This window comes from Actinomadura sp. NPDC048032 (assembly GCF_040653175.1).
In the GTDB taxonomy this organism is placed as follows: Bacteria; Actinomycetota; Actinomycetes; order Streptosporangiales; family Streptosporangiaceae; genus Spirillospora; species Spirillospora verrucosospora.
The window spans coordinates 1-7,263 of record NZ_JBEZJP010000417.1 but is presented as its reverse complement, the minus strand read 5'-3'; the positions used below and the strand labels follow the sequence as shown (position 1 = coordinate 7,263).

Sequence of the window (7,263 nt, the reverse complement as noted above, 5' to 3'; positions counted from 1 at the left end):
GCGCCACCCCTTCGCTGTGCACCCACAGCCGCCCGACCTCCACCTCGACAGGCGCGAGGCATCGAGCCAGACCTGGGAAGAAAAGATTTCCCCTCAGAAGTTCATGATTTCCTCGCCCTTACTGAGGAACTCATCGCCAACAGAGTGGCCGAGCAGAGTCGACCCTTTCTTCGTGCGAGCCCGCCACGCACCACACCCACTCCGTCCGGATACGAGCCGCCAGCAGCTAAGGCCGCTACTCGGCGACGTGAACGGATGTCCCCCCGGTCTCTCCCGGAATTCGGCGATATTGTTCTGCAAACTATACCGAAATCAGAGCAGGATGTCATCGCTCTCTTCAGTGAACTGGTTGGGATGGGTGTCTACCGACACCTCCAGCCAGTTTTCTATAGTGGCTTCGATTTTTATGATTCGTACTTCGAATACACCCCTTCACTAGTCCACGATCGCCTTAGGTCGATACTTCCAGGTGAGGAAGATGTGGACATCCGCGATCGCGAAGGTGTTGCCGAATTCAAGCTAACCGCCGATTCTATTATCTCCGATGTCGTGGCGTCAGTCAAAAAGTGGACTGACATGAAGTTCCTGGTTTGTTGGGAAGTGGGCAAAGACCGAGCATCCGGTGGCCAAGAAATTTCATTTCAGGAATGCGATGGTGCCATAGATCGCATGTATCACGGCGTCACTCATTTGGCTCGACTGCAGAGCGGTGGAGATCATGTGATATTCGTGATCTCCCTGAGTGACTGCCTCCGCAAGCTGACAGCGGAAGACTGAGTCACCGTGCCCGTGTTTCCTTCGCACCGGGAGACTGCCGATTCAGCGTTGGTTAGTGCATCCGCCACGGCCGCCGATGGTGCCATGGCCAGCGAAGAGGTGGCCGGTCGAGCTCAGCTGGGTGCAGTACCTTGCGGCACGCGGCCGCAAAACGATCGATCATTTGCTGCATGTCGCTTTGGTCCTCACGAGCGTACTGCCTCTGACTCTGGACCAGCGCTTGGCGGTCTCGCCCACTAACGATATCTGTGCCCCAGTCGCGCATCCGTCCGGTCAGCTCCTCGATGGCGGAGGCGGCATACTCGGCACTATGAGCGACCGCGTACGGGCCCTCAACGACTACGGCGCCAACCGCTTGTGCGACGGTGGCGCGCTGCTCTTCGAGGTTTCGCAGCTGGGCTAGCACGGCAGCTTGGTCGAAGTCCTCGCCCAAGAAGGCCTCCAGGAGTGCGGCGGCAGCGTCTCTCCGGACGAGGAGAGCGGTGGCGCACGAGCTGTAGGCATGCCGTCGAGCCTTCTGTTCCTCCACGGCGACTTGCCCTCTGCTGGTGATCCTGGCTGCGCCCAGTACCCCGAACACGCCAGCGGTAGTACCGAGAACCGTTCCGGCTATGCCAGCCAAGCCGAGGAGCGTCGCTGAGTCCACTGAGGCATTGTCCCCGGTTGTGGATCCCGAAGACGGTATATCTCGCATCGACGGTGACGTACCAGGGACCCGGCAGTCGTGATGACCGCTGGAAGTAGCTGGGGGCAATCGGACTTGGCGGCAACAGCGTCTACCAAGCGGCCCCATGGGCACACGTCAGGCACCGTCTGACCTTGGTGGAGGGGTGGAGGCAGGGGGTTTGCTACTTCTGAAGAGTAGACGGTACGGCCCCCGCCCTTGCTCACGTCACTGTACGAGTAGAAACGCCCCGGCTCAAACCGCACTGGGCGTTTTCGACGACAACCAAGGGCGGTGGCTGCTACGCGTCGCCGGCGGCAGACCGCGCCAGCGAGTCTGGCGGTGGCCTGTTCCACTCAGTCTCTCCGCGACGTGCCGCCCGACCGCAACGCGAAGCCGGAAGGCGATGCTTGTCGATCATCGGGACGTCAGCTAAGAAGCCCAAGACTCGCAAGGACCATGACGACGAGCGTCAGTGACACTCCAAAGGTCCTCGCACCACGCCTGATGTTGACCGAGATTCGATCGCCTTCGGATCGGCCCAGCATCCCATCTGCCATCCCAGCGATAACTGAGGCCAGCACCGCTACCAGGACAAGCAGTAGCCGAAAGCCGAGATCCAGTTGCATCTTCCACTCCTCCTCGTACTGCCCGGGGCACTGAGACCACAATCAACGCAGGTTGGAGGCTTGACCATGCTTCAGGACTACGTCAATACTTCTCGGGAGTACACAGGTTTAAAGAGGACAAGATGGGCCGACGCTCCAAACCGCTCGATCCACAGAACCCCCTTCATCGGTTCGCGAGCGAGTTGAAGTCCCTCTGCGACGCAGCAGGGGCGGAAGGATCATGTCAAGCGACCTGCAAGCGCGTGGGAATCACGCGTACGACCTACTACGCCTGGCGGAGCGGGAGGCAGCTACCCGGAGTAGACGCCCTGGATCTCGCCGTTAGAGCGTGGGGTGGAGACACGGCCTATTGGATGAATCGGCGACGCGAAGTTGAGCAGGAGTTGGCCAGGCTTGCCGACCGGCGGCACGGGCGACGGGAGCCCGAGCCCTCGCACCTGTACTCGGCAGCGCAACCCCAAATAGAGAGTGTTGCGAAGGTCGAACCATTGCCGGATGTCCCGAACAGAGCCGCTTCCACTCTTTTCAGGGGCAAAAGCCCGGCGATCGCTTCGCGACTATCAGAGGCTCGACAAGTCCTGGTCATCTTGGACTTCGATGATGAGCGCTCCAATGAGCGATCGGCCCTCGTACTCCTATCCCTGCTTAACCTCGGTCCGGATCGGGGGTGGAATGAGGTAGAACGACCCATAATTCGAATCACAGAAATGATGCACTGGATGGCCGTGCACTATGAAAGGAGTTATGCGACAAATACGCGAGAAGTGATACGCCGCTCTACGCTGCACCAATTCATTGATCGCGGTCTCGTAATACCTAATCCAGATGACCCTGGGCGGCCAGTAAACTCCCCTCGATGGTGTTACCAAGTATCCGAATCGCACTATGAAATCCTACGTTCGTACGGGCAGAGAGAATTCTGGCACAAACTCGCTGATCATTTCCGCTCCTCCTGGGGTCCCAATCAAGCTTAGAAGCTTGAAGAAAAAGGTTGGCCGAGCATAGAGTGCGCATGGCGATACGCGAATGTGGCCGGGCGACTGTGCCGGCTGAGCGAGCGTGAAGCGGGGGCCTCGCGGCCCCCAGCCCCCCGCGGGCCGGAGGGTACGCCCGCGCGAATCGGTCTGTTACAGCGTCTCGCCGTTCGCGCGGGCGCACCCTCCGGGACGGGTGTGGGTACTAACGGCGGTGCTAACAACGGGGTCGGATGATCTTGGACGGGAGTGGACGTCCGGGAGGTTGCGGCGCTGGTCAGCGGGCACGTGGGGACATGCCTGGACGGTGCTGATCTCGCTTGTAAATAAATGCTCTGCACTGCTGAGATCGGCTGTTTAGATCAAGGGGCGGCGGCGCTCAGGCCGCTGCGCGGCTCCGCGCCTGGCCGCCCGGAGCGTGCGGCGTGGGCGCCGGTCAGCGGACGGCCGCGCCGGGCCGCGCATCGTGCCACGCCCGTCGGCCCTGCCCCGACCGCTCACCGCAGGGGCGCGCCGCCGCCCTGACGCGAGCGGAGCCCGGAGCTTCTGAGCCCGTTCGGCGATGAGCACCAGGGCGTGACCGTGTTTGAGCGCTGTTGGAGTCGTCAAGGGAGTTGCCGGAAGATCGGTTCAGCGTGCGCTACTGGGGAACCCCGTGGTACCCCAGACCCCTCCTGGAGCCGGAGGGCACTCCCGCGCGAATCTGTCTGGCTCGGGGTTCGCGCGGGAGCACCCTCCGAACAGGTCCGTTCACGTGGTTGTCCGGTGCCGAACAGCCCTCTTCTAGCGGGTTAGCCGAGACAGCACCAGGTCACGGACTTCGCGGCGGTCTCTGGCTCCAGCTTCGCTTCCGGGGAGGCGCTCCGCCACCGTGGCCCAATGTTCCAGCACCGAGGCGACCCAACTCCACTGAGCATGTGTCAGTCTCACCGTGACGATCTCGTCGTCCGGTGGCCAGAGCCCAGATCCTGGGACGTTGGAAGACCGGCGTGCGACCTGGTCCCAGCCAGCCTCACGGATGCTCATGCCCATAGCCCTGACAACCTCGAAGTCTGGTTCTACGGTTGCCGAGCTAACTGCGTTGTCCACGGTGCCGTCGATCGTGTGCCATTGCGACATGGGCAAGCTGATCGGTGCTTCAACGTCATGTTCGGGGAGGGATGGGTCCATGGTGGTTCATGGTCTTCGCGCGGCCGATCAGCGTCAACACGGACCAGGCGTCGTCGTCGCTGGGAGCCACGTTGGGAGCCACACGGGCGAACGACCTTGGAATGGGGCGAACCGATCCGGACGAGCCGATGGCACGAGTCCGAGCGTGCGGACTGATCCGGACGGGGCCGGTGATGGTTTGGGGACCTACGGATCAGAAGGTCACCGGCGGGATGGGTTGCCGTAGAGGGAGACCCGGTCGTCGCGTTCGTAACTGTGTCGGCGTCCGAGGAACATGGTGTTCTGAGGCGCTTCGTGGGCGAAGCTAACTGTCCAGTCGTAGTACGTCCAGGTCATTGAGTAGCCAGAGAGCCGGAAGTTGGCCCGGTACCGCGCGCTTTGGCCAGGGGCCAGGGTGCCCAGGTGGATCGCTCGTCTGGTCACGGGGTAGGAGGCCCAGACCGGGTGACGCTCAATTCGGATCGCGCCGCTCGGTTCGCGCTTCAGGCCCAGCCAGTCCACCCCGGAGAGGTCGCTGTGGGTATGGAGCTCTTCGGACGGGACATACCCATCGGCCTCCCGCATCCAGACCTCATGCACAAGTACTTGCCCGTTGCCGTCACTGTCCGGGAGCGGGAATGACTTGGGGAGCCGGCCGCGCACGGTCGCCTCAGCCGCACCCCTACCACGTCCGGTCCAGACGATGCGAACCCGTTGGATGACCAACACGACACCGATCATGCCACCCCGTAGAGGCAAAGCGCGTCCAGGCGGGGGAGGTCGGCAGGTGGTGGCGGCGTGCAATTAGCGTGCAATCAGGCAGAGCGATCATGGGGCAGTCACGGTCACTGGCGGTATGAGCGGAGGCCAAGTCGGCCGGTATAACGGACGGGATCGGTTTGATTCCCTAGACGACAGCGCAGTGCCCGCAGGCAGCGGGCTGTACAGCACGGAAGTACCGCAACAGAGGCTTACGACGGCTGGCGTCGGCGACCGGGCGCACATGGTTTCACCCGTGTCGATGGCGGCGATCATGGGGTGGCCGGTTTCTTGTAACAGATTTTTTAGGGGTTTAGTCCCTTCGCTGGCTCCCAGCTCAAAGCCCCCTTCCCGTCGTTGGAAGGGGGCTCTTGCACGTGGGATTCACCACGGGAGCTACGGGACACAGCCGTCAAACAGGGGCGCCGCTCATGGCTTTGGCTGTCGCGCGTTTGCCGTCCACGATCTGGTGACCGTAGGTGTCTATTGTGATGGCGATGCCTGCGTGCCCGAGGATCTCCGAAACCACATGAAGTGGCGGCCCCTGTGCGAGCATCAGCGAGGTCCCCGAGTGGCTCAGTTCATGCGGATGTCAGAGACCGAGGCCTGCCCGCTAGGGCAGCTTGGAGGACGTGGGCGAGAAGTTGTCCGGGTCGGTGGGGTGCCCGCCTCGGACGGGAAGATCAGCCGTGATCTTGCCAGGCTTCGCCGGGCGCGAGCCGTGCCTTTGCCTGGTCGGCGTGGAGTGTTCGGAGCTTGCTCATGATCTCTAGGGTGAGTACGAGGGTTGGCTGTGACTTGGCCGTCTTCGACTCGCTGAGCACGAGGCTTGTCTTGTGGTTGCTGGTCTTGTCGTGATCCTTGATTCGCTTCACCGTGTGCGTGAGCCGCAGCGTCCCGGCCTCCCAGTCGTGGTTCGTCCAGAGGAGCCCGAGCACCTCGCCGGGAGAAGGCCGTATGCCGAGGCGCGGCGGAGCTCTTCCGCCCTCGGCGTTGGCAGCCTTCGGCCGGAAGGACAGAGCGGGTGGTGTCTGCTGGCGAGTGAGGCATGTCGCGGGCGTTGCCGCTGCGGACGTCAGAGCTCCAGGCGGGCCCTCGGTGTGGCTTTCGCGGCCGGTCATTTTGAGTGTGGTCGTTGTCTCGGACTGCGAACCGAGGTCCGGCCGAGACGATGCTCGGTGAATCTCGTGATCGCCAGGGTGATCGACTGGCCGCGTCACCGCCCCATCATCGAGTTGTCGAAGCGGGTAGCCAATGGGTTTCGTCGGTTGGATGTGGTCATGGAGAATCCGCTGTGGAGCAGGCTGCCGAAACAGGTGCGGGATCAGGTCGACGCGCTTGTCGTGGACCACCAGAAGCTCTCTGCGATCAAGGCGGTTCTTGACGGCTCTGGGGAGCCACGGCCTGGTCTGTATGAGTGTGTTCGGCTGGTCGCCGAACGGTATGCGGCTCTGGGGCGGCGTTTCCATCGAGCACCGACCGCTCCATTGGAGCTTGAAGACCTGGTCGCGAAGGTCCAGGCGCTCCCACGGCCACCATCCGCAGTGGAGGCCCTCTGGGATGGTGATACCGAGGGCTGGTTCGTGGTGCTGGTCGGTGTCACGCTCGACCCGAAGACCGAGCACCATCTCGCGACGGTTCAGCACGGGACCGACATCCGTGCGCTCAACGGCGAGGTGCCCCCCTGGCCAGAGGCGGAAGAGGCGATCAGGGTCGGTACAGCTCTTGCGGGACGGCTGGAAGTTCCGTTTTATTTCGCGAGTCCCAACGAACCTGATGACACAGCTCCACGCTGGTGGGACTCGCTCTGATAGGGCGCTCACAGTCGCCGGCAGACATGCTGAGCACGCCCGTCTTGGTCGATTCGGGCGCCAGAACCGTAGGTCGCCTCCTATACGCCTGAGACCGCGGTGGTGGGAACGGTGTCGCGGGATCCGGTGCTGGGCGGCTACATGGCCAGGACCACGACCGTGGAGTGGGAGGGCGACTGGAAGCTTGCGCCAACCTCAGCGGGTTCCACGGGTTCGGTGGCCCGACACGTTCGGCTGGTTGCTGACAGTGGTGGCTACGCCGCGCTGTTGAGGTGACGGGGGGACGGCGCTTGTGGTTTGGCTTGAGGTGTCTACCGGCCTGGTTGGCGGCGGTCTCTCGTGGTCGTGCGCCTGACTGTTGAAGGCGCTCAGCGTCGGCGCTGTGCGTTTTGCTGCCTGAGAGGCCTAGGGCCTGTTTCTTGGATCAGGTGCGTAGCCAGATGAGCAGGACAGCGACGGTGATGGTGCCGGTGAACAGGTAGCCGCGTTTGTCGAAGCGG

The 7,263-nt window shown here is 62.8% G+C and carries 5 protein-coding genes; 3 read left to right on the top strand and 2 right to left on the bottom strand.

Features of this window, described 5'->3' with window-relative positions; translation table 11 throughout:
• Positions 1–777, top strand: a 777-nt coding sequence (locus AB0C69_RS34925; RefSeq protein WP_360359447.1) for a hypothetical protein, incomplete at its 5' end; no start/stop codon positions are given.
• A 1,415-nt stretch (positions 778–2,192) separates the two neighbouring features.
• Complete coding sequence (locus tag AB0C69_RS34920) at positions 2,193–3,044, top strand: hypothetical protein (protein WP_360359444.1); 852 nt, start codon at positions 2,193–2,195, stop codon at positions 3,042–3,044.
• A 1,371-nt stretch (positions 3,045–4,415) separates the two neighbouring features.
• Here the strand turns inward: AB0C69_RS34920 and AB0C69_RS34915 are convergent.
• On the bottom strand, positions 4,416–4,934 hold the full coding sequence (locus AB0C69_RS34915; RefSeq protein WP_360359441.1) for a hypothetical protein: 519 nt from the start codon (positions 4,932–4,934) through the stop codon (positions 4,416–4,418).
• A 701-nt stretch (positions 4,935–5,635) separates the two neighbouring features.
• Positions 5,636–5,890: a hypothetical protein gene (locus tag AB0C69_RS34910; RefSeq protein ID WP_360359438.1), complete on the bottom strand. Its 255-nt coding sequence runs from the start codon at positions 5,888–5,890 to the stop codon at positions 5,636–5,638.
• Between the two features lie 240 nt (positions 5,891–6,130).
• Here AB0C69_RS34910 and AB0C69_RS34905 point away from each other — a divergent pair, with 240 nt between their 5' ends.
• On the top strand, positions 6,131–6,763 hold the full coding sequence (locus AB0C69_RS34905; RefSeq protein WP_360359435.1) for a hypothetical protein: 633 nt from the start codon (positions 6,131–6,133) through the stop codon (positions 6,761–6,763).
• Positions 6,764–7,263 lie beyond the last annotated feature (500 nt).